The sequence below is a fragment of the Bacillus sp. AFS031507 genome, assembly GCF_002584635.1.
Taxonomy (GTDB): Bacteria; Bacillota; Bacilli; order Bacillales; family Cytobacillaceae; genus Neobacillus.
Window position 1 is genome coordinate 142,732 of the sequence record NZ_NUOW01000003.1, and the last position, 20,344, is coordinate 163,075.

18 protein-coding genes are annotated in these 20,344 nt (G+C 39.6%); 16 read left to right on the forward strand and 2 right to left on the reverse strand.

What is annotated here, in order from left to right; translation table 11 throughout:
* The first annotated feature begins 62 nt into the window (after positions 1 to 62).
* The 11 genes from COE25_RS04565 (at position 63) to COE25_RS04615 (ending at position 12,583) form a co-directional block, all read left to right on the forward strand.
* Positions 63 to 1,361 carry a dihydrolipoamide acetyltransferase family protein gene (locus COE25_RS04565; RefSeq protein ID WP_098931497.1) on the forward strand — a complete coding sequence of 433 codons (1,299 nt, stop codon included), beginning with the start codon at positions 63 to 65 and terminating at the stop codon, positions 1,359 to 1,361.
* Positions 1,362 to 1,490: 129 nt separating this feature from the next.
* Positions 1,491 to 3,389: a methylmalonyl-CoA mutase subunit beta gene (locus COE25_RS04570; protein ID WP_179195916.1), complete on the forward strand. Its 1,899-nt coding sequence runs from the start codon at positions 1,491 to 1,493 to the stop codon at positions 3,387 to 3,389.
* Complete coding sequence (gene scpA / locus COE25_RS04575) at positions 3,370 to 5,568, forward strand: methylmalonyl-CoA mutase (protein ID WP_098931499.1); 2,199 nt, start codon at positions 3,370 to 3,372, stop codon at positions 5,566 to 5,568. The genes COE25_RS04570 and scpA overlap by 20 nt, the downstream gene beginning before the upstream one ends.
* On the forward strand, positions 5,568 to 6,692 hold the full coding sequence (gene meaB, locus COE25_RS04580) for a methylmalonyl Co-A mutase-associated GTPase MeaB (RefSeq protein ID WP_088088896.1): 1,125 nt from the start codon (positions 5,568 to 5,570) through the stop codon (positions 6,690 to 6,692). Before scpA ends, meaB begins: the two co-directional genes overlap by 1 nt.
* An 84-nt stretch (positions 6,693 to 6,776) precedes the next feature.
* The gene (locus tag COE25_RS04585) at positions 6,777 to 7,214 is read left to right on the forward strand and encodes a BrxA/BrxB family bacilliredoxin (protein ID WP_088088895.1); all 438 of its coding nucleotides are present in this window, start codon (positions 6,777 to 6,779) and stop codon (positions 7,212 to 7,214) included.
* A 131-nt stretch (positions 7,215 to 7,345) separates the two neighbouring features.
* Positions 7,346 to 8,518 (forward strand): M20 family metallopeptidase, encoded by a 1,173-nt coding sequence (locus COE25_RS04590; protein ID WP_098931502.1) that lies wholly within the window; start codon positions 7,346 to 7,348, stop codon positions 8,516 to 8,518.
* A 208-nt stretch (positions 8,519 to 8,726) separates the two neighbouring features.
* Positions 8,727 to 9,503 (forward strand): ABC transporter substrate-binding protein, encoded by a 777-nt coding sequence (locus tag COE25_RS04595; protein WP_098931504.1) that lies wholly within the window; start codon positions 8,727 to 8,729, stop codon positions 9,501 to 9,503.
* A 62-nt stretch (positions 9,504 to 9,565) separates the two neighbouring features.
* A complete protein-coding gene (locus tag COE25_RS04600; protein WP_088088892.1) occupies positions 9,566 to 10,225 on the forward strand; it encodes an amino acid ABC transporter permease in 660 nt (219 codons plus the stop codon).
* Positions 10,218 to 10,940, forward strand: a complete 723-nt coding sequence (locus COE25_RS04605) for an amino acid ABC transporter ATP-binding protein (protein ID WP_088088891.1) — start codon at positions 10,218 to 10,220, stop codon at positions 10,938 to 10,940. Before COE25_RS04600 ends, COE25_RS04605 begins: the two co-directional genes overlap by 8 nt.
* A 111-nt stretch (positions 10,941 to 11,051) precedes the next feature.
* Positions 11,052 to 12,047 carry an aromatic acid exporter family protein gene (locus COE25_RS04610; RefSeq protein ID WP_098931506.1) on the forward strand — a complete coding sequence of 332 codons (996 nt, stop codon included), beginning with the start codon at positions 11,052 to 11,054 and terminating at the stop codon, positions 12,045 to 12,047.
* A gap of 23 nt (positions 12,048 to 12,070) precedes the next feature.
* Positions 12,071 to 12,583 carry a L,D-transpeptidase gene (locus COE25_RS04615; RefSeq protein WP_088088889.1) on the forward strand — a complete coding sequence of 171 codons (513 nt, stop codon included), beginning with the start codon at positions 12,071 to 12,073 and terminating at the stop codon, positions 12,581 to 12,583.
* 44 nt (positions 12,584 to 12,627) lie between these two features.
* Here COE25_RS04615 and prli42 read toward each other — a convergent pair whose 3' ends face one another.
* Positions 12,628 to 12,726 (reverse strand): stressosome-associated protein Prli42, encoded by a 99-nt coding sequence (gene prli42 / locus COE25_RS30515; RefSeq protein ID WP_179195915.1) that lies wholly within the window; start codon positions 12,724 to 12,726, stop codon positions 12,628 to 12,630.
* 161 nt (positions 12,727 to 12,887) lie between these two features.
* On the opposite strand from prli42, the gene mce reads away from it, so the two are divergent.
* From mce to COE25_RS04635, 4 genes are all read left to right on the forward strand, one after another.
* Positions 12,888 to 13,301 (forward strand): methylmalonyl-CoA epimerase, encoded by a 414-nt coding sequence (gene mce, locus COE25_RS04620; protein WP_098931508.1) that lies wholly within the window; start codon positions 12,888 to 12,890, stop codon positions 13,299 to 13,301.
* Between the two features lies 1 nt (position 13,302).
* Positions 13,303 to 14,853, forward strand: a complete 1,551-nt coding sequence (locus tag COE25_RS04625) for an acyl-CoA carboxylase subunit beta (RefSeq protein WP_098931510.1) — start codon at positions 13,303 to 13,305, stop codon at positions 14,851 to 14,853.
* A 225-nt stretch (positions 14,854 to 15,078) separates the two neighbouring features.
* Positions 15,079 to 16,200 (forward strand): tripeptidase T, encoded by a 1,122-nt coding sequence (locus COE25_RS04630; RefSeq protein WP_088088886.1) that lies wholly within the window; start codon positions 15,079 to 15,081, stop codon positions 16,198 to 16,200.
* 80 nt (positions 16,201 to 16,280) lie between these two features.
* The gene (locus COE25_RS04635; protein WP_088088885.1) at positions 16,281 to 17,558 is read left to right on the forward strand and encodes a DNA polymerase IV; all 1,278 of its coding nucleotides are present in this window, start codon (positions 16,281 to 16,283) and stop codon (positions 17,556 to 17,558) included.
* 44 nt (positions 17,559 to 17,602) lie between these two features.
* Here the strand turns inward: COE25_RS04635 and zwf are convergent, their stop codons facing one another.
* Entirely contained in the window at positions 17,603 to 19,072 is a 1,470-nt protein-coding gene (gene zwf, locus COE25_RS04640) for a glucose-6-phosphate dehydrogenase (RefSeq protein ID WP_088090536.1), read from the reverse strand.
* A 271-nt stretch (positions 19,073 to 19,343) separates the two neighbouring features.
* On the opposite strand from zwf, the gene rnz reads away from it, so the two are divergent.
* Complete coding sequence (gene rnz / locus COE25_RS04645; RefSeq protein ID WP_098931512.1) at positions 19,344 to 20,270, forward strand: ribonuclease Z; 927 nt, start codon at positions 19,344 to 19,346, stop codon at positions 20,268 to 20,270.
* The last annotated feature ends 74 nt before the right edge of the window (positions 20,271 to 20,344 follow it).

A 20,344-nucleotide genomic window follows, 5' to 3' on the forward strand; every position in this document is an offset into this window, starting at 1 on the left:
GGCAGGACCGAAGCGACTCGAGGGGCTAGGCGCCGGAGCTGGACAATAGGAGGGTGTAAAAAGTGGTAATTGAACAAATCAAAATGCCTCAGTTAGGGGAAAGTGTAACCGAAGGTACGATTAGTAAATGGCTCGTATCCGTTGGGGATAAAGTAAATAAATACGACCCCCTAGCAGAGGTTATGACAGATAAGGTAAATGCAGAAGTTCCATCCTCCTTTACAGGTGTGGTTAAGGAGTTAATCGCTGAAGAAGGTGAAACCTTAGCAGTTGGTGAAATGATTTGCACGATTGAAATGGAAGGTGGAACTCCCCAGGAAACTGCGGCTTTGGTAACAAGCGATGCCGCTGCACAAAGCGTTGCAGTAAATGCAGAACCAGTGGATCAAGGAAACAAGGCCCGTTATTCACCTGCAGTTCTAAAAATTTCTCAAGAACATGGGATCGATTTAACAAAGGTGTCAGGCACCGGTGCTGGCGGGCGAATTACCAGAAAAGATCTATTAAAATTAATTGAATCAGGAAATATTCCAGTTGCAGAACAAAATGTTGAAATTAACAAAGAGCCAGCAGTTGTGGAAGCATCAACACAAGCAGCAACTCAGTCAGTTTCTACGCCTACAGCATCTGCACAAGCTGTCAATATTCCGGTTGCAGTTGGTGATATTGAAATCCCTGTGACAGGCATCCGCAAAGCGATTGCCGCTAATATGCTGCGCAGTAAACACGAAGCACCGCATGCCTGGACAATGATTGAAGTGGATGCAACTAATTTGGTGGAGTACCGCAACTCCCTCAAAGATGAATTTAAGAAAAAAGAAGGATTCAATTTAACTTTCTTCGCTTTCTTTGTCAAAGCCGTTGCGCAAGCTCTGAAAGAATTCCCGCAAATCAATTCAATGTGGGCGGGAGATAAAATCATCCAAAAGAAAGATATCAATATTTCGATAGCAGTAGCAACGGACGATGCTCTCTATGTTCCTGTCATTAAACAGGCAGATGAAAAGACAGTTAAGGGGATTGCACGTGAAATCTCTGAACTTGCTGTCAAAGTGAGAACTGGAAAGCTAAGATCAGAAGATATGCAAGGCGGAACCTTCACCGTAAACAACACAGGTTCATTCGGCTCTGTTCAATCAATGGGTATCATCAATTATCCACAAGCAGCCATTTTGCAAGTGGAGTCCATCGTCAAGCGTCCAGTTGTCATGAATAATGGAATGATTGCTGTCCGTGATATGGTGAATTTATGTATGTCACTTGATCATAGAGTGTTGGACGGACTTGTTTGCGGCCGATTCCTACAACGCGTAAAAGAAATACTTGAAAATACATCAAAATCAACAACTTCGATTTACTAAACAAAACAACCGCTTCCATGCTTGGCAGCGGTTATTTTGTTTTTAATTGCTTGAATTGTGTTTGTACCATAAAATAGTACTTAGTAGAATTAATTGAATTTTATTTCAATTATGTATAATGGGAGGGGGATGAAAAGTTTGGAAAAAATAAAGAATCAGTCTTTTCCTTCAGGATCCACACATGAATGGAAAACTAAAGCAGAGCAATCTTTAAAAGGAAAAACGGTTGAATCCTTACAAACTACTACATATGAAAACATTATTTTGAAACCGCTTTATACCCATCAAGATGAGCGACCAGTACCTGATTTTCCAGGAGGTTCAGATTTTAGAAGAGGGACCTATCCGTTAGGTTACTTGACAAATGACTGGGTGGTCGCCCAACAACTCTCCTATCAAACCGCAGAAGAGTTGGAGCAGAAACTCAGACAATCATTTAATAAAGGCCAAACGGCTATTTCATTTAAAGTCTCAAAAGCTTTACTAGAAGTCGAAACAAACCTAGCAAAATTATTAGGAGAATCCTATTTCCAATATCCATTTTCAATTAACGCAAAAAGTTTACAAATTGCTTTTCTTTCGAAATTAGAAAGAATGGCGGAACAAGAAGGGGCTATCGACAAACTCCGAGGATATATTGGAGCTGATCCCGTCGCCATTTTCGCTGAAGAGGGATGTATTTCTGAGGAATTTTTCAATGATTGGGTTAAAAACATTGTCCACTCAAATGAAAAATTACCTAATGTGCGTACAATTCTAATAGATACTGCTCCATATCATAATGGTGGGGCGAGCGCTGTTCAAGAACTAGGGATTGCAATGGCTGAAGGGATATTTTACCTTGAAAACCTTCAGAATGCAGGCATGGAACTGGATGAAATCTTTGCAAAAATGATCTTCCAATTTTCGATTGGCAGCAATTTTTTTATGGAAATTGCAAAACTTCGTGCCGCTCGAGTCCTTTGGAATCGAATAAGTAATGTTTACGGATCTACTGATGATATGGGCAGGTTGCATATAGCTGCTGAAACTTCTTCTTTCACAAAAACAGTTAATGACCCGAATGTAAACCTTCTGCGTGCTGGAAATGAAGCCTTTGCGGCCGTGGTTGGGGGCATTCAATACTTGCATGTGCGACCCTTCGATGATCTCACAGGTGCCACTTCGTTTTCGGAAAGAATTGCTAGAAATGCGCAACTTCTTTTGAAGGAAGAAGCACATCTAACAAAAGTGATTGATCCTGCTGGAGGTTCTTGGTATGTAGAAGAACTAACCAATGACTTAGCTGAAAAAGCTTGGGGATTTTTTCAACAAATTGAAGCAAATGGTGGTATTCTAGAAACTTTAAAAACAAATTGGCTGCAGCAGGAGATTGCTGTTGTCTATGAAAAAAAGAATCAAGATGTTCAAACAAGAAAGAAAAGCATTGTTGGAACAAATGTCTACGCTAATCTGGATGAAATTGTTACGCATAAAAAAACTCAAACGAGAAATTCATATTTTACTAATATGGAAAACTCTTTAATAAAAATAGAGGCCATTCCGGATCTGAGATTGGCAGAACCATTTGAAGAATTGCGAAAAAAGGCAAAGGATCTCGAAGAAAAATTAGGCTCAAAGCCGACTGTAGGGATGATTTGTCTTGGTGGATTAAAGCAGCATAAAGCAAGACTTGATTTTATGAAGGGCTTTCTTGCAGCAGGCGGTTTGAAAGCAGCCGAAAGTAAGCCGATATTATCTTTAGAGGAAGCTAGACAATTTATTTTAGAAACGCCTGCCAAGTATTATTGCTTATGCGGTACGAATGAACAATATGAAATAATCGGTTATGGAATCCTGCCTTCTCTAAAAACGGAATTCCCTGAGTTGATTTTTTACTTAGCAGGCCTTCCAGAAAAAGAAGAACTGGACCGATGGAAGGATGCTGGTATTAAGCAGTTTATCCATATGAAAAGCAATTGCTACGAAACGCTTTCGTCAATCCTTAACGACCTGGAGGTGAGCAAGATTGAAGAAACAAAAGCCTGATTTTCAAAATATTTCTTTATTTGACAATCAAAGTTTTATGACCAAAGAAGAGTGGCAGCAAAAAGTACACCAAGAGATAAATACCTCCATTGATGATTTACTGTTCGAGACAAATGAACAAATCAGTTTAAAACCACTCTATACAAAAGAAGATCGTGAAGATCTTGAGCATATAGACAATCTGCCGGGACTCCCTCCTTATACAAGAGGGCCTTATCCAACGATGTATGTTAATCGGCCGTGGACAGTGAGACAATATGCAGGCTTTTCAACTGCAGAGGAAAGCAATGCCTTTTACCGCAGAAATTTAGCGATGGGGCAAAAGGGATTATCGGTTGCCTTTGATTTAGCCACCCACCGCGGCTATGACTCTGATCATCCACGTGTTGTCGGAGATGTCGGTAAAGCAGGGGTGGCCATTGATTCTATCCTTGATATGAAGACGTTATTTGAGGGGATACCTTTAGACCAAATGTCCGTTTCAATGACCATGAACGGGGCCGTTCTACCCATTCTTGCTTTTTTCATCGTGACGGCTGAAGAACAAGGTGTAAGTCAAGAGAAGCTGGCGGGAACCATCCAAAATGACATTTTAAAGGAATATATGGTTCGTAATACTTATATTTACCCTCCGGAAATGTCAATGAAAATAATAGCTGATATTTTTGAATATACGTCAAAATACATGCCAAAGTTTAATAGTATTAGTATTTCGGGCTATCATATGCAGGAGGCTGGTGCACCAGCTGATTTAGAACTAGCTTATACACTAGCGGATGGTCTGGAATATGTACGCACGGGACTCAAGGCAGGAATTGAAATAGATTCATTTGCACCAAGATTATCCTTTTTTTGGGCAATTGGGATGAATTATTTCATGGAAGTAGCTAAAATGCGTGCCGCTCGATTGATTTGGGCAAAAATGATGAAATCTTTTCATCCTAAAAATGAAAAATCATTAGCGTTACGCACCCATTCGCAAACATCTGGCTGGAGTTTGACAGAGCAAGATCCTTTTAATAATGTTACACGCACATTAATTGAAGCACATGCTGCGGCAATGGGGCATACCCAATCCCTGCATACAAACGCCTTGGATGAAGCGATTGCACTGCCAACTGACTTTTCTGCTCGGATTGCTCGTAACACGCAATTGTTTTTGCAAGAAGAAACGGGGATTACAAATGTTATTGATCCGTGGGCAGGCTCCTATTACGTTGAAAAATTGACAGATGAATTGGTTAATAGAGCATGGACACATATTGAGGAGATTGAAGGTCTAGGTGGCATGGCTAAAGCCATTGAGACTGGGCTTCCAAAAATGAGAATTGAAGAGGCAGCCGCTAGAAGGCAAGCACAAATTGATTCTGGAAAAGAAGTCATCATTGGTGTCAACCGTTATCGCCTTGAGAAAGAAGAAGCAATTGATATTTTAGATATCGATAATACAGCGGTTCGGTTGAAACAAATTGAAAAATTAAATGTATTAAAAGCTAATCGTGATGACAAAAAAGTGGAAGAAACGTTAACCGCCTTAACGAAAGCAGCGGAAACAGGTAAGTACAACCTCTTGGAGCTTGCTGTCAAGGCGGCAAGAGAGAGGGCAACTCTTGGGGAGATTTCCGATGCCATCGAAAAAGTAGCAAATCGACATAAAGCGGTCATCCATGCAATTAGCGGAGTATATAGTAAAGCTTTTAGTAATGAGGAACAAATTTTGATAGTAAAAGAAATGTCCGACGAATTCCTGAAGAATGAAGGTAGAAGACCAAGAATTCTGATTGCAAAAATGGGTCAGGACGGACATGACCGCGGGGCAAAGGTCATCGCCACTGCATTTGCTGATTTGGGATTTGATGTTGATATTGGTCCATTATTCCAAACACCAGAAGAAACGGCCTTGCAGGCAATTGAGAACGATGTCCATGTCATTGGTATGAGCTCGCTTGCTGCTGGGCACAAGACGCTATTGCCACAATTAGTAGCTGAACTGAAAAAACTAGGACGTGAAGATATCTTAGTGGTTATTGGTGGTGTTATTCCAGCACAAGATTACCAATTTTTATACGATAACGGAGCAGTGGCTATCTTTGGACCTGGGACAGTGATTCCGATAGCAGCGCAAAAAGTAATCAAAGCAATTTATCTTCAACTCGGTTATGAGGAAGTGGCAGACTAATGGCTGCAGATCAAAAACCTGAATGGAGCGATCCAAGAAAGCCCGAACTTTGCTCAAGTGTGGTAAGAAAGGGGGAGGAACTTGAAGGTCAAGCAACTTCTTTGCAAAAAAGTATTCGATTTAAAAAACGTAACTCTTCAGAACTAGAAGTTGAAGAATTATTTGACGGGGTACTAAAAGGAAACAGAGGCTTGCTTGCTCGTGCTATTACTCTTGTAGAAAGTAATGCAGAGCATCATTTCCAAAAATCACAAGAGTTACTGCAAAGATTGCTGCCTTTCAGCGGAAACTCGATAAGGGTTGGAATTACTGGGGTGCCTGGTGCTGGGAAAAGTACTTTTATCGAAGAGTTTGGAATGTATCTCTGCAGTTTGGGTCTAAAGGTGGCTGTATTAGCAATTGATCCAACCTCGAGTATCTCGGGTGGTAGTATTTTGGGAGATAAAACGCGTATGGAACAGTTAGCAAGGAATCCACGGGCGTTTATCCGTCCGTCACCATCGGCAGGAAAACTCGGTGGTGTTCATCGAAAAACAAGAGAATCGATGCTGCTTTGTGAGGCAGCGGGGTTTAATGTGATATTAATAGAAACGGTCGGCGTCGGACAAAGTGAATTTATCATCAGGGATATGGTCGACTTTTTTATGCTGCTGGTGCTGACTGGGGCGGGTGATGAACTGCAAGGCATGAAGAAAGGGATTCTGGAGCTTGCTGATGCGATAATTGTCCATAAAGCAGACGGGGATAATAAACAAAAGGCTGAATTGACAAGGAAAGATTATAATCGAATCCTTCACTTTCTGCAGCCAGCGACAAAAGGTTGGATTTCAAAAGCCCATACCTGTTCATCTTTGACTCAAGAAGGTATTGATAAGATATGGGAAGTTATTCAAGCTTTTGAATCGAGAGGAAAGTTCACTGGAGTCTTGGAAGATAGAAGGAATGCCCAATCAAGAGAATGGCTACATGCAATGATTACGGATCAGTTGCACTATCATTTTTATCATCATCCTGAGATTATGAACCAGCTGCCAAAATTAGAGAATGAAGTAATTGCAGGTGGAAAGACAGTCGCCTCTGCTGTGGAAAGTCTTTTTAAGACTTTTTTTCAAAAAAAAGAATAAGCTACCACAAGTATTGATATTTGATAATTAAACATTTTTACTGTTAATATGTAGATATAGTCTTAAATCTAAGGAGTGAATTTAATGAGCATGGATTTTAATTTTTTTATGAATGATGTTGTTAACCAGGCACGTCAAGAAATCGTGTCTGCCGGATATAAAGAGTTGAAAACACCTGCAGATGTTGAGGAAGCACTGGAGCAAAAAGGGACCACTTTAGTAATGATTAATTCTGTATGTGGTTGTGCGGGTGGAGTTGCACGTCCTGCAGCAGCACATGCCTTACATTTTGATAAGCGCCCGGATCACCTTGTCACTGTTTTTGCTGGACAGGATAAAGAAGCAACCGAAAAAGCAAGAAGTTATTTCACTGGCTATCCACCATCCTCCCCATCATTTGCCCTCTTAAAGGATGGCAAGATTATTACAATGGTTGAAAGACATCAAATCGAGGGTTTTGATCCAGCAACAGTCGTGTCAAAACTTCAAAAAGAATTTGATGAATATTGCGAAGAAGTTTAATATAAAAGCCGAATGAAGGAAGGGCCAAATCATCAATCGATTTGGCCTTTTGTTCTTGTCAAAATGATATTTTTAATGTATATTTATTAATTATTTTGTAATTTTAATCATACTAAAGGGGAGATTCTAGCATGAAGGATTTATTAAAAAATTATTTAGAAATCATTAAACATAGATTATGGGAGATAAGTGATTCTTTGTATCATCATCCTGAATTAGGGGATCAAGAATTTGAATCTAGCAAACAGTTAATAGAATTCCTTGAGGAACATAAATTTGTAGTTGAAAAAGGAATTGTTGGCCGAGCTACTGCCTTTAAAGCGGTATACGACTCTAAGAAGGAGGGACCAACGATTGCCTATTTATCGGAATATGATGCACTGCCTGAGGTTGGACATGGGTGCGGTCATAATCTGATTGGAACGATGAGTGCCGGGGCTGGAGCTCTCTTAAGTAAAGTGGCAGATGAAATTGGCGGACGTGTAGTTGTATTAGGAACACCTGCTGAAGAAACAAACGGTGCAAAAGTTCCAATGGCTGAACAAGGTATTTTTGATGATATTGATGCAGCTATGATTTTACACCCGGCTGATGAATCTTATGAGAGTGGTGATTCCTTAGCGATGGATGCGATTCAATTTGACTTCCGTGGCAGAACAAGTCATGCAGCAGCTTCTCCAGAGATGGGAATTAATGCACTGGATGCTGTTATACAATTATTTAATGGCATCAATGCACTTCGTCAACATGTGACTTCTGATGTGAGAATCCATGGGATTATTAAAGAAGGAGGAGTAGCAGCCAATATTGTCCCAGATAAAGCAGTAGCTCAGTTTTATGTTCGAGCTAAGGATCGAACCTATTTAAACGAGGTTGTTCAAAAGGTAATTAATATAGCAAAAGGTGCATCTTTAATGACAGGTGCAGAGGTTCATATTGAAAACTACGAATTGAGCTATGATAATATGGTTACCAATCAAGTATTATCTAAATTATTTACAGACAATCTCTTATCTACAGGTGTGAAGCAAGTTAAGAAAGCGAAGGATTCATATGGTTCCATTGATATGGGAAATGTAAGTCATGTTGTTCCTGCGATACATCCTTATATTGGTCTTGATTCGCCTGGACTAATCGCACATACAAGGGAATTTGCCGACTTAACCATCACTGACAATTCCCATCAGATTCTTTCTAAAGGGGCATTGGCCCTTGCCTTAACAGGATTTGACTTATTAACTAATAAAGATGAATTGGAAAAAATGAAAAATGAATTTAGGCAAACAGTAGTAGGCAATCATTAACATAATCTCAAAAAGGCATCTCTTCTCAAGGGGGTGCTTTTTATTTGCTTTTAATATTATTTTAATATATTAAAACGCAGAATTTTTTGAATATTTTTATATTAAAATAATATCTTTTCAAAACAAAATCTATGTGTTAATATTCGTTTTGTTGAATAAAAATTCAAATTAGCATAAGCAGATATTATTAAATATAGGAGGAGACATCATGAAAAAAACATTTTTATTTTTTACCATGATCTTAACATTAGTGGTGTTGGCTGCTTGCGGCCAAAGTAATAAGGACGGAGCAAATGGAGAAAAAACAGGAGCTAACAAAGTTTTAACAATGGCTACATCAGCAGATTTTGCACCATTTGAATCAAGAGATCCATCAGGTAAGGTCGAGGGATTTGATATTGACTTAGCCAATGCTATTGCAAAAGAATTAGGTTATAAACTAGATATTAAAGACATGAAGTTTGATGGTTTAGTCGGGGCATTACAGGCTAAACGTGTGGACATGGTACTTGCTGGTATGTCAGCAACAGAAAAACGCAAACAAAATGTTGATTTTTCAACAGCTTATAACCATTCAGGTGAAATGTTTATCACACTTAAAGATTCTAAAATTAAAACTATCGATGATCTTAAAGGAAAGACGGTTGGAGTACAGTTAGGAACCATTCAAGAAGAGGGTGCCAAAACACTTCAAAAAAAGGTAGATTTTACGATTAAGCCGTTAGACAATGCAACAACTTTAATTCAAGAACTATTATCAAATCGTATCCAGGTTGCTTATATGGATAAATCAGTTGCAACAGGATATGTAAAGGAACAAGGTTTAGCTGGATTTGATGATCCAACAACAAGTTCTCCTGGAATGGCAGTTGCATTTCCAAAAGGCAGTGACTTAACTGATGATGTAAATAAGGTCCTAAAAGACATGGAGGAGAACGGAAAACTCCAAGAATTAAAGGACAAGTGGTTAAAAGACCAGCAATAAGCATAAAATGAATGGCAACTAGACTAATGACTCAAAGAAAATTATAAAGTGAGGTGTAAGGCATGAATTTGGACTTTAGCCAAATTGTGCCTTATATTCCTTTTATTTTAGAGGGAATATGGGTTACATTAAAATTTGTTATTATTTCAATTATTTTAGGTTTTATCCTCGGCACAATTTTAGCTTTGTTTAAAATTTCACGAAACAAAGCATTAAATTGGTTTGGTGATGCATATACATCTATTTTTCGTGGGACACCATTAATTTTACAATTAATGCTAATCTATTTTGCGATCCCGCAATTAACGGGGTATGACATCTCACCATTTTTATCATCAATCTTAGCTTTTGGCTTAAATTCATCCGCCTATGTTTCGGAAATTATCAGAGCCGGAATTCAAGCGGTTGATAAAGGTCAAACCGAAGCAGCACAAGCACTAGGTGTTCCTTATCGTCTCATGATGAAGGACCTAATCTTACCTCAAGCACTAAAAAATATCTTACCTGCATTGATGAATGAGTTTATTACCTTAACAAAAGAATCAGCAATCGTTTCTACGATTGGTTATCTAGATTTGATGCGTCGTGCGCAAGTTGTCGGAGCGGATACTTATCGTAATTTTGAACCATTAATCTTTGTTGGATTTATCTATTGGATCTTAGTAATGGTGCTGACTTTGGCAGGGAAACGGTTTGAACGGAGGCTGAAGTACAGTGATTAAAGTAGAAAACCTCTATAAACAATTTGGCAATAATGAAGTGTTAAAAAATATCTCAACCAATATTGATAGTGGGGAAGTAGTTTCGATTATTGGACCATCAGGATCTGGTAAATCCACTTTTTTACGCTGTTTAAATTTATTAGAGACACCAACGCAAGGGAAAGTTTGGATTAATAATCAAGAGATTACTGATAGCAAAACGAATATAATGAAAGTTCGTGAACAAATCGGTATGGTTTTTCAACACTTTTATTTATTTCCACATCTGTCGGTTTTGGAAAACTTAACCTATGCTCCGATGAAAGTAAAAGGGGAATCGCGAGAACTTGCTGAAAAAAAAGCGCGCGAATTGTTAGCTCGTGTGGGGCTTACGGAAAAAGAAAAAGCCTATCCGAATAATTTATCAGGTGGACAGAAGCAGCGTGTTGCCATAGCGCGTGCCCTTGCCATGGAACCGAAGTTAATGTTATTTGATGAGCCTACTTCAGCGCTTGACCCAGAAATGGTCAAGGAAGTACTCAATGTTATGAAGGACCTTGCTCATTCAGGAATGACTATGGCCATCGTAACACATGAAATGGGATTTGCTCGTGAGGTTTCCGACCGGATTATTTTCCTTGATGAAGGGGTATTACTAGAAGAAGGCTCTCCTAATGAATTTTTTAATAACCCTCGGACAAGCAGAGCAAAGGACTTTTTAGAGAAAGTATTGTAGTAGAATCAATCTTTATTATCAGGATTTCTTGCAAAAAATGCTTTAATAGGGATATGCTAAAGATGGTCTAATCGATCATCTTTTTATTTTTTCTATTTTGGGGAGATTACTATGAAATTTCGCATTGGCTACCGAACAATTAAAACAGCTGTTGGTACTGCTATTTCGATTTTAATTGCGCAGCAGCTTGGGCTGGATAATTTTGCTTCCGCTGGAATATTAACCATTTTATGTATTCAGGTGACGAAGCGGAGATCGCTCCGAACAGCAGGAGATCGATTTTTAGCCTGTGTATTAGCGATGCCGTTTTCGGCTATATTTTTTGAGGGAATCTCCTATCACCCAATTGTTATTGGGATCATGTTATTTTTCTTTATACCGACGATTGTGATGCTGAAAGCGCCGGATGGTATTGTGACAAGCAGTGTCATTATTTTACATATTTATATGGCGGAGAAAATCTCCCTGGCAATTTTTTTAAATGAACTTGGAGTGATCACGATTGGAATTGGCGTGGCACTACTGATTAATCTTTATATGCCGAGCGTTGATAAAAAATTAAAGGACTATCGAAGCGAAATTGAGGAGAATTTTAAAATCATTTTCTGTGAAATGGTATGTTATTTACGGACGGGAGATAGTAATTGGGATGGAAAAGAGATTACGGTTAGTGCTCGTTTACTAGATGAAGCGATAACGCTAGCTCTTCAGGATGTTGAAAACCATTTTTTACGAGATGACAATTTATATTTTCATTATTTTAAAATGCGAGGGAAGCAATTTGAAATTATCGAACGTATTTTACCGATTGTCACCTCCATTACGCGTACAGTAAAGCAAGGGCATATGGTAGCTGAGTTTCTGGAAGAACTTTCTGAGAATGTTCATCCTGGAAATACAGCTCATATTTATATTGAAAAATTAAGAGAAATGAAAAAGGAATTTGAGGAAATGGAGCTCCCAAAGACAAGAGAAGAATTTGAAACGAGAGCAGCCTTACTTCAACTAGTAAATGAAATGAATGACTATCTGATTATAAAAAGTTCGTTTAAAGGAATAAAAACTTCTTCAAAAGTGAATGAACAGAAAAAGATTGAAGCAAACTAGGAAAAAAAAGGCAGGTGGCTGCTTTGATAAAAATCTTATCGCCAATCCTGATTGCTTTTTTCATTTCACCATTTTGGCCGTTGGGGCCAAACCCTATGCCAGGCGATCCATTTGTTATTGTTAACAAAAGCAACAATGAAATGGCGTTTATTGATGAAAATAAAGTCCAAACAGTTGTAAGTGTCGGGACGGGTAAAACCCAAGAATTAACTCCGGAAGGTCTTTTCACTATCACGGTAAAGGCAAAAGAGCCTTATTTTCGAAAAGGGAATATTTCTGGAGGGGATCCTAAGAATCCACTAGGGGCCAGATGGATTGGCTTTGATGCGAAAGGAACAGATGGCAGAACCTATGGCATTCATGGGACAAATCAGCCTGCATCCATTGGGAAATACGTCTCTCAAGGCTGTATTCGCACACAGAATGAGGTCGTTACGTCTCTTTTTCCGTTAATTCCACTTGGAACAAAGGTATTAGTTATCTCTTCAAAAAAATCATTTGAGGCACTTGCCAAAGATAATGGGGCAATACAATAGGGAAAGGGACTGTTCAATTTGAACAGTCCCTTCCTTTTGTATATTTATGATAGAAATGTACCAATTCCGATTAGGAGAGTTGAGGCAAGCATAGCGAATAACATTAAATAAACAATGATTTTTCTCGTTTTCTTACTTTTCATTATGGGTACCTCCTTAACATTTTGGCGCTTTATATCTATTGTACAAGGAAAATCAAAAATGAACAACGGAACAACTAAGTAATTTAGGAAGGATTTATGAACTTTTTCACGAATAAGATAATTGTCGAATTAAATTTAATTTTTAGAACAGAGGGATAATAATGATTAAGAAGGTCGACCATATTGGAATTGCCGTAAGATCACTTGAACATTCGCTTCCTTTCTATACTGATGTATTGAATCTACGATTGCTTGGAATTGAAGAGGTTGAAACTCAACTAGTAAGAGTGGCCTTTTTAGAGGCAGGAGGTACAAAACTCGAACTGCTTGAGCCTACGTCGGAAGAAAGTACCATTGCTAAATTTATCGAAAAACGCGGTGAGGGCATCCACCATGTTGCACTTGGTGTTGTATCGATTAAAGAAAGAATTAGCGAAATGAAAGAAAAAGGGATTCGAATGATAGATGATCAGCCAAGACCTGGTGCTGGAGGAGCAAACATTGCTTTTATGCATCCAAAATCAACATCTGGGGTTTTATTTGAACTCTGTGAGAAGAAGGGGATGAAGGGGTAAAATGATAGACATCTATGAAAAAATAAATGAGTTGTATGATAAACGTCGCGAGGTTGAACTCGGTGGCGGTGACGAGCGAATTGAGAAGCAGCATGAAAAAGGAAAATTGACGGCGAGAGAAAGAATCGATCTTTTGGTAGACAAAGGGACGTTTTTTGAATTAAATCCCTTTATTGAACACCGTACCAATGATTTTGGTCTCGATGAACAAAAGGGCCCAGGGGACGGGGTAGTGACTGGTTACGGGAAAGTAAATGGCCGGCCCATTTATCTTTTTTCGCAAGATTTTACAGTTTTTGGCGGTGCATTGGGTGAAATGCATGCCAAGAAGATTGCGAATGTGATGGATTTAGCAGCGAAAAATGGGGCACCTTTTATCGGTCTAAATGACTCTGGCGGAGCGCGTATTCAAGAAGGTGTCGTATCGTTAGATGGATACGGGCATATTTTTTACCGAAATGCCATTTATTCCGGTGTAATTCCGCAAATCTCAGTAATCTTGGGCCCGTGTGCAGGTGGTGCCGTCTATTCACCAGCAATTACTGATTTTGTGTTTATGGTCGAAAAAACGAGTCAAATGTTTATTACGGGTCCTAAGGTCATCGAAACAGTGACAGGGGAGAAAATATCAGCTGAAGAACTTGGCGGTGCAAATGTACATAGCTCCATTAGCGGGAATGCCCATTTTCATTCCGATTCGGAAGTAGAGGTGTTACAGAACGTCCGCAGGCTTTTGAGTTACCTACCACAGAATAATGAAGAGAAACCTCCAAGATTTGAGGTGAAGGAGGAAGAAGACTACCGTCCTGACTTACTGGAGGTTATTCCTTTCGATGCCGTTCGTCCATACGATGTCCGAAAAGTCATTAAGCAAGTTGTTGACGAGGACTCGTTCATGGAAATTCATAAGGACTTTGCTAGAAATATTGTCGTTGGCTTTGCGCGTATCAAAGGTGAATCAGTAGGGCTTGTCTGTAATCAGCCTAGGGTCATGGCTGGCGGCTTGGATATTGATTCCTCTGATAAGGCGGCTCGGTTTATCCGGACCTGTGATTCTTTTAATATCCCTATCATAACGTTTGAAGATGTTACAGGCTTCTTCCCGGGAGTTAAACAGGAACACGGGGGAATCATTCGCCATGGAGCTAAAATATTATTTGCCTATTCCGAGGCGACAGTTCCGAAATTGACGGTTATTTTAAGAAAAGCCTATGGCGGTGCCTATGTGGCGTTAAATAGTAAGTCTATTGGTGCTGACTTGGTATTTGCTTGGCCCAATGCAGAAATCGCTGTTATGGGTCCACAAGGGGCTGCCAATATCATTTTTGCCAAGGAAATTAATAATAGCGAAGATCCTGAACAGACCAGGCAGCAAAAAATCGATGAATACCGTGAAAAGTTTGCCAATCCTTATGTGGCGGCGAGCAGAGGCATGGTCGATGATGTCATCGACCCAAGAGAAACAAGATTGAAAATAGTGCAGGGATTAGAAATGCTTAGAAATAAAAAAGAGTCAAGACCTTACAAAAAACATGGGAATATTCCGCTATAGTATAAATTGAAGTTGACGTCCTGCTCTTTCATTTGATGATATGAATAAGAAAGAGGTATACTGATATAAGAAAAGCGGAAGCGCCTTGTCCAGGGGCGACAAGCATAAGACGAGCCGGCGAGAAGGTTGCACTTTAACCTTCTTGACGGCTTGGCTTATGACCTCGAGCCCCTAGGGCGCTGGAGCTGGACAATTAGTGATTACATAACATGGAGGGTCAATATAATGGTTAATCAGGAACGTCTGTTGAATGAATTTTTAGAACTTGTGCAAATTGACTCAGAAACAAAATTCGAGACTGAAATTGCAAAGGTATTAAAACAAAAATTTACTGAGTTAGGTCTCGAGGTTTTTGAAGATGATACCACTGCTGTAACAGGCCATGGTGCAGGGAATCTAGTTTGCACGCTTGCGGCAACTAAAGAAGGTGTTGACCCGATTTATTTTACCTGTCATATGGATACTGTTACACCTGCTAAAGGTGTGAAACCATCGATTAAAGATGGTTATGTGGTTACAGATGGCACCACGATCTTAGGGGCAGATGATAAAACAGGTATTTCTGTCATGCTTGAAACCATTCGTCAATTAAAAGAACAAAATCTACCTCATGGTTTGATTCAATTTGTCATCACTGTCGGAGAAGAATCAGGTCTTGTGGGTGCAAAAGCACTTGATTCTTCATTGATGAAAGCAAAATTTGGCTACGCACTGGATAGTGATGGCTTAGTTGGTAACGTAGTTGTAGCTGCTCCGACACAAGCAAAGGTAAAAACAGTTATTTACGGTAAAACAGCTCATGCCGGTGTGGCACCTGAAAAAGGAGTTTCCGCGATTACAATTGCCGCAAAATCGATTGCGAAGATGCCATTAGGAAGAATTGATCACGAAACCACAGCAAACATTGGCAGGTTTGAAGGCGGTCAGGCAACTAACATCGTTTGTGACCGTGTTGATATTTTAGCGGAGGCACGTTCGCTTATACCTGAAAAAATGCAGGCCCAGGTAAGCAAAATGAAGGATGCATTTGAAACAGTTGCAGCACAAATGGGCGGCAGAGCTGAGGTAGATGTGGAAATCATGTATCCAGGCTTTAAATTTGGCGAAGGCGATCATGTCGTAGAAGTGGCTCGCAAGGCCGCGGCAAAAATTGGGCGCAGCTGTGAACTACAGCATAGCGGCGGCGGCAGTGATGCCAACGTTTTTGCTGGGTTTAATATTCCAACGGTCAATCTTGCTGTCGGCTATGAAGAAATCCATACCACAAACGAACGCATGCCGGTTGAAGAATTGTATAAGCTTGCAGAAATGACTCTTGCGATTATCGATGAAGTGGCAAATCAATAATGTAGTTGTCAGGAGAACCTAACTGAGGGTTCTCCTTTTTGATATAATTAGGGAAGAAAAAGTAATAAGGAAGTGCCAGCATGAAGGAAATGTATCCGAAAAACGGAAAGGTCATTTTACATGTTGATATGAATAGCTTTTATGCGTCGGTTGAAATGGCCTACGATCCCAATCTGAAGGGTAAACCGCTCGCAATTGCTGGAAATGTCGAGGAGCGCAGAGGGATCATTGTCACCTGCAATTACGATGCAAGAAAATTTGGTGTGAAAACGACGATGCCGCTTTGGGAAGCGAGAAAACTTTGTCCGCAGTTAATCGTCATGAAACCTAATTTTGAGCGTTATCGGGCCGTTTCCATTGGTATGTTTGAAATTCTCAGGCACTATACAGAGTTTGTAGAGCCCGTCTCGATTGACGAGGGATATTTAGATATAACGGAAAGCTTTGAATACGGCAGCCCGATAGAAATTGCCGAAAGCATTCAGAAAAGGATTCTGGAACAACTAGATATACCTTGCAGCATAGGTATAGCTCCTAATAAATTTTTAGCAAAAACGGCTTCAGATATGAAAAAGCCAATGGGGATTACGATTCTTCGTAAGCGTGATATACCAAACGTTCTTTGGCCTTTGAACACGAACGAAATGCATGGTGTCGGGAAGAAGACAGCGGAAAAGTTGCAGACAATTGGGATTCACACCATTGGTGAATTAGCAAAAGGCAATGAGATTCAACTTAAAACGCTTCTAGGCATTAATGGCCTTCGATTAAAAGAAAGAGCCAATGGGATTGATCATCGCCCTGTTGATCCGGAATCGATTGAAGAATTTAAGAGTATCGGCAATTCAACGACACTGCCTAAGGATGTTAGTAATCAGCATGAACTTTTTCGTGTGTTAACATCATTAGCGGAAACGGTCTCTATCAGGCTGAAGAGAAAGAATGTCCTTGCCGGAACTCTTGGAATTACAATTCGCTATAAGGATCGAAAGACAATTACCAGAAGTAAAAAGCTACCCAACCCCATCAGTCATAAAGATGACATTTCTTCTTTTGCGCAGCAGATTTTTCTAAAAGCTTGGAATGGAGATGCTATTCGATTGTTAGGGATCACAGGCAATGATTTAGTTGATCATGATCATGCCTATAAACAGTTAGATTTATTTTCCTATGAAAAGGATGCGAAAAAAGAGCCGTTACTTAATACCTTATCTAGTCTTCGTGAAAAGTACGGGAAAAGTATCATTGAAAATGCAGGGTCGCACCAAATGGATGGTTCTCACAATATCGGGACTGAAACGAGCTTTAATAAAGATTTTCTGCGGACCTTTCCTAATAAAATTAATGATCTAGACTAAAAAGCACCACTTTGCTGTTATAACAAAGTGGTGCTTTTGATTATTCACTTACAAATATCAACGTCTAGATCTGTTACAGGCCACCAGAAGTAGCCGTCTTTTTCTAAGAGCTCATCCGCCTCTTTGGGACCCATTGTTCCTGACTGATAATTGGGGAAGTAATCAGCTTTCGTGTTTTCCCAAACCGCTGAAATTTTATCAACAAAGCTCCAGGAATAGGCGACTTCATCCCAATGCGTGAAATTTGTAGCATCCCCTCGCATACAATCCAAAAGAAGTTTTTCATAGCCTTCAGGAGTGTTCATCGCATGGATACCAGTATTGGCGAAGCTAAGTTTTACTTCTTGCGCATCCAAATGTCCGCCCGCTTTCTTGGCGTTTAGGTGAAGGGTAATTCCCTCCTCTGGTTGAATATGAATCACAAGGAGGTTCGGATTTAAAATTTTGTCAGTTTGGTAATATAAATTCATTGGAATATCTTTAAATTGAACGACAATTTTTGTTGATTTTGTCGACATTCTTTTCCCGGTACGGATGTAAAAAGGAACACCAGCCCAGCGGAAATTATCGATCATAATTTTCCCTGCGACAAAGGTTTCTGTATTCGATTCTTTGTCCACCATCGGTTCATCACGATAGGCAGGAACCTGGACATCCTCAACCGTGCCCTCACCGTATTGTCCACGAACAAAATAATTATTTACTTGTTCCCCCTCAACGGTTCGAAGGGCTCGAAATACACGAACCTTTTCGGAACGGATTTCATCGGTTGTAAGGTTAATTGGTGGTTCCATTGCAAGCAAGGCTACCATTTGCATCATATGGTTTTGAAGCATATCTCTAAGGGCCCCGCTTGTTTCATAATAACGGCCGCGCTCTTCGACACCGAGTACTTCACTTGAGGTGATTTGAATATTCGAGATATAGCGGTTATTCCAAAGCGGTTCAAAAATAGCATTGGCGAAACGTATTACTTCGATGTTCCGGACCATTTCTTTGCCTAAATAGTGGTCGATACGATAAACTTCTTTTTCCTTAAACGCACTTCTAATTTGTTTATTAAGTTCGATTGCAGATGCTAAGTCATGTCCGAATGGCTTCTCAATCACAAGTCGTTTGTAGCCTTTTACGTCCGTCAGTTTATCTGATTTTAAATGCAAGGCGATGGTTCCGAAAAATTCTGGAGCCATAGCGAGATAAAAAATGCGATTCCCTTCTAATTGATAATTTCCATCAATCTCATCTGCTAAATTTTTTAATATTGCATATGAATTGGAATCAGCGACATCATGTGATTGATAGTAAAAATGGGAGATAAATTCATCAATCTTGTCTTTGTTTCCTAATGCAGATAATACGGAGTCTTTAACGGAATGTTGAAACTCATCGTTAGAAAGGGACCTTCTGGCCACCCCAATAACCGCAAATTTATTTAATTTGCCTTTCTCAAATAACCGGTAAAGGGAAGGAAACAACTTCCGTTTTGCTAAATCACCAGTCGCACCAAAAATCATAATTAATGAAGTCACGTTTCCAGTTTGCGTCAAAGTAAAAACCTCTTTTCTATTTATGTAAATTATAAAATCAACAAATATCACATTTCTTGATTTTATAGCATTCCGGTAGACTTCGCAAAAATAAAACATTCAAGTCTCGATTATTTTTCACATAATGGTCCGTGCTATTCACTTATTAATAAAAGGTCCCCTAGGGAGAAATTGATTTCTTTTTGTGCTATATTAACAATATTGGATAAAAGGAACGGATTGAGAGGAGCTATTATTAGTGGACATATTTTTCCTAGGAACAGGGGCGGGGATGCCGGCAAAACTCCGCAATGTGACGTCAATTGCACTGAAATTGTTAGAAGAGCGGGGGGCCGTTTGGTTATTTGATGCCGGTGAGGCGACCCAGCATCAAATTTTACATACATCGTTAAAACCTCGTAGAATTGAAAAAATCTTTATTACTCACCTTCATGGTGATCATATCTATGGTCTGCCTGGATTATTATCAAGCCGCTCTTTTCAAGGCGGAGAATCCGAGGTAACGGTTTATGGACCAAAAGGGATTAAGGACTATATTCATGTCAGCCTTTCATTAAGCCAGACCTATTTGAAATACCCGCTAACTGTTATTGAAATTGACGAGGGGATTCTTTTTGAAGATGAGCAGTTTACAGTGGAAGCCCTCAGGTTAGATCATGGCATCCCTTCATATGGGTATCGAATTGTCGAAAAGAATCGGCCTGGAACATTACTTGCTGATAAGCTAAAGGAAGCGGGAGTACAGCCAGGACCCATTTTTAGAAAAATTAAAAATGGTGAAACAGTTACCCTTGAAGACGGCAGGACAATTGATCCGAGTAAGTTTCTAGGTCCTGAACAGAAGGGGAGAATTGTCACGATTCTAGGGGACACACGGTACTGCGAAAATGCGATTTCATTGGCTGAAAATGCAGATATTTTGGTGCATGAAGCGACTTTTTCAGCGGATGAAGAAAAACTTGCCCACGACTATTTTCATTCAACCACACATCAGGCAGCAGAAGTTGCTAAGAGGGCCGGTTGCAAGCAACTGTGTCTAACCCATATAAGCTCCCGTTATGATCGAAATGCTTGGCGGGAATTGGTGGATGAGGCAAAGGAAGTTTTTCCGAATACAGATATAGCTGAGGATTTTAAAGAAATTAATATTCCTCTTCGAAATTAAATAGGGATATTCACTAATTTTTTTGATTCGCAAATAAAACCGGGTTTTTCGCAAATAAAATAGGACTTTGCGCA

What these genes read in the sequence shown, in the direction of transcription:
- COE25_RS04570 (WP_179195916.1), top strand. Translation starts at nt 1,491, where the DNA reads ATGAAAAGTTTGGAAAAAATAAAGAATCAGTCTTTTCCTTCAGGATCC.
- meaB (WP_088088896.1), top strand. Translation starts at nt 5,568, where the DNA reads ATGGCTGCAGATCAAAAACCTGAATGGAGCGATCCAAGAAAGCCCGAA.
- COE25_RS04585 (WP_088088895.1), top strand. Translation starts at nt 6,777, where the DNA reads ATGAGCATGGATTTTAATTTTTTTATGAATGATGTTGTTAACCAGGCA.
- COE25_RS04590 (WP_098931502.1), top strand. Translation starts at nt 7,346, where the DNA reads ATGAAGGATTTATTAAAAAATTATTTAGAAATCATTAAACATAGATTA.
- COE25_RS04595 (WP_098931504.1), top strand. Translation starts at nt 8,727, where the DNA reads ATGAAAAAAACATTTTTATTTTTTACCATGATCTTAACATTAGTGGTG.
- COE25_RS04600 (WP_088088892.1), top strand. Translation starts at nt 9,566, where the DNA reads ATGAATTTGGACTTTAGCCAAATTGTGCCTTATATTCCTTTTATTTTA.
- COE25_RS04610 (WP_098931506.1), top strand. Translation starts at nt 11,052, where the DNA reads ATGAAATTTCGCATTGGCTACCGAACAATTAAAACAGCTGTTGGTACT.
- prli42 (WP_179195915.1), bottom strand. Translation starts at nt 12,726, where the DNA reads ATGAAAAGTAAGAAAACGAGAAAAATCATTGTTTATTTAATGTTATTC.
- mce (WP_098931508.1), top strand. Translation starts at nt 12,888, where the DNA reads ATGATTAAGAAGGTCGACCATATTGGAATTGCCGTAAGATCACTTGAA.
- COE25_RS04625 (WP_098931510.1), top strand. Translation starts at nt 13,303, where the DNA reads ATGATAGACATCTATGAAAAAATAAATGAGTTGTATGATAAACGTCGC.
- COE25_RS04630 (WP_088088886.1), top strand. Translation starts at nt 15,079, where the DNA reads ATGGTTAATCAGGAACGTCTGTTGAATGAATTTTTAGAACTTGTGCAA.
- COE25_RS04635 (WP_088088885.1), top strand. Translation starts at nt 16,281, where the DNA reads ATGAAGGAAATGTATCCGAAAAACGGAAAGGTCATTTTACATGTTGAT.
- zwf (WP_088090536.1), bottom strand. Translation starts at nt 19,072, where the DNA reads ATGATTTTTGGTGCGACTGGTGATTTAGCAAAACGGAAGTTGTTTCCT.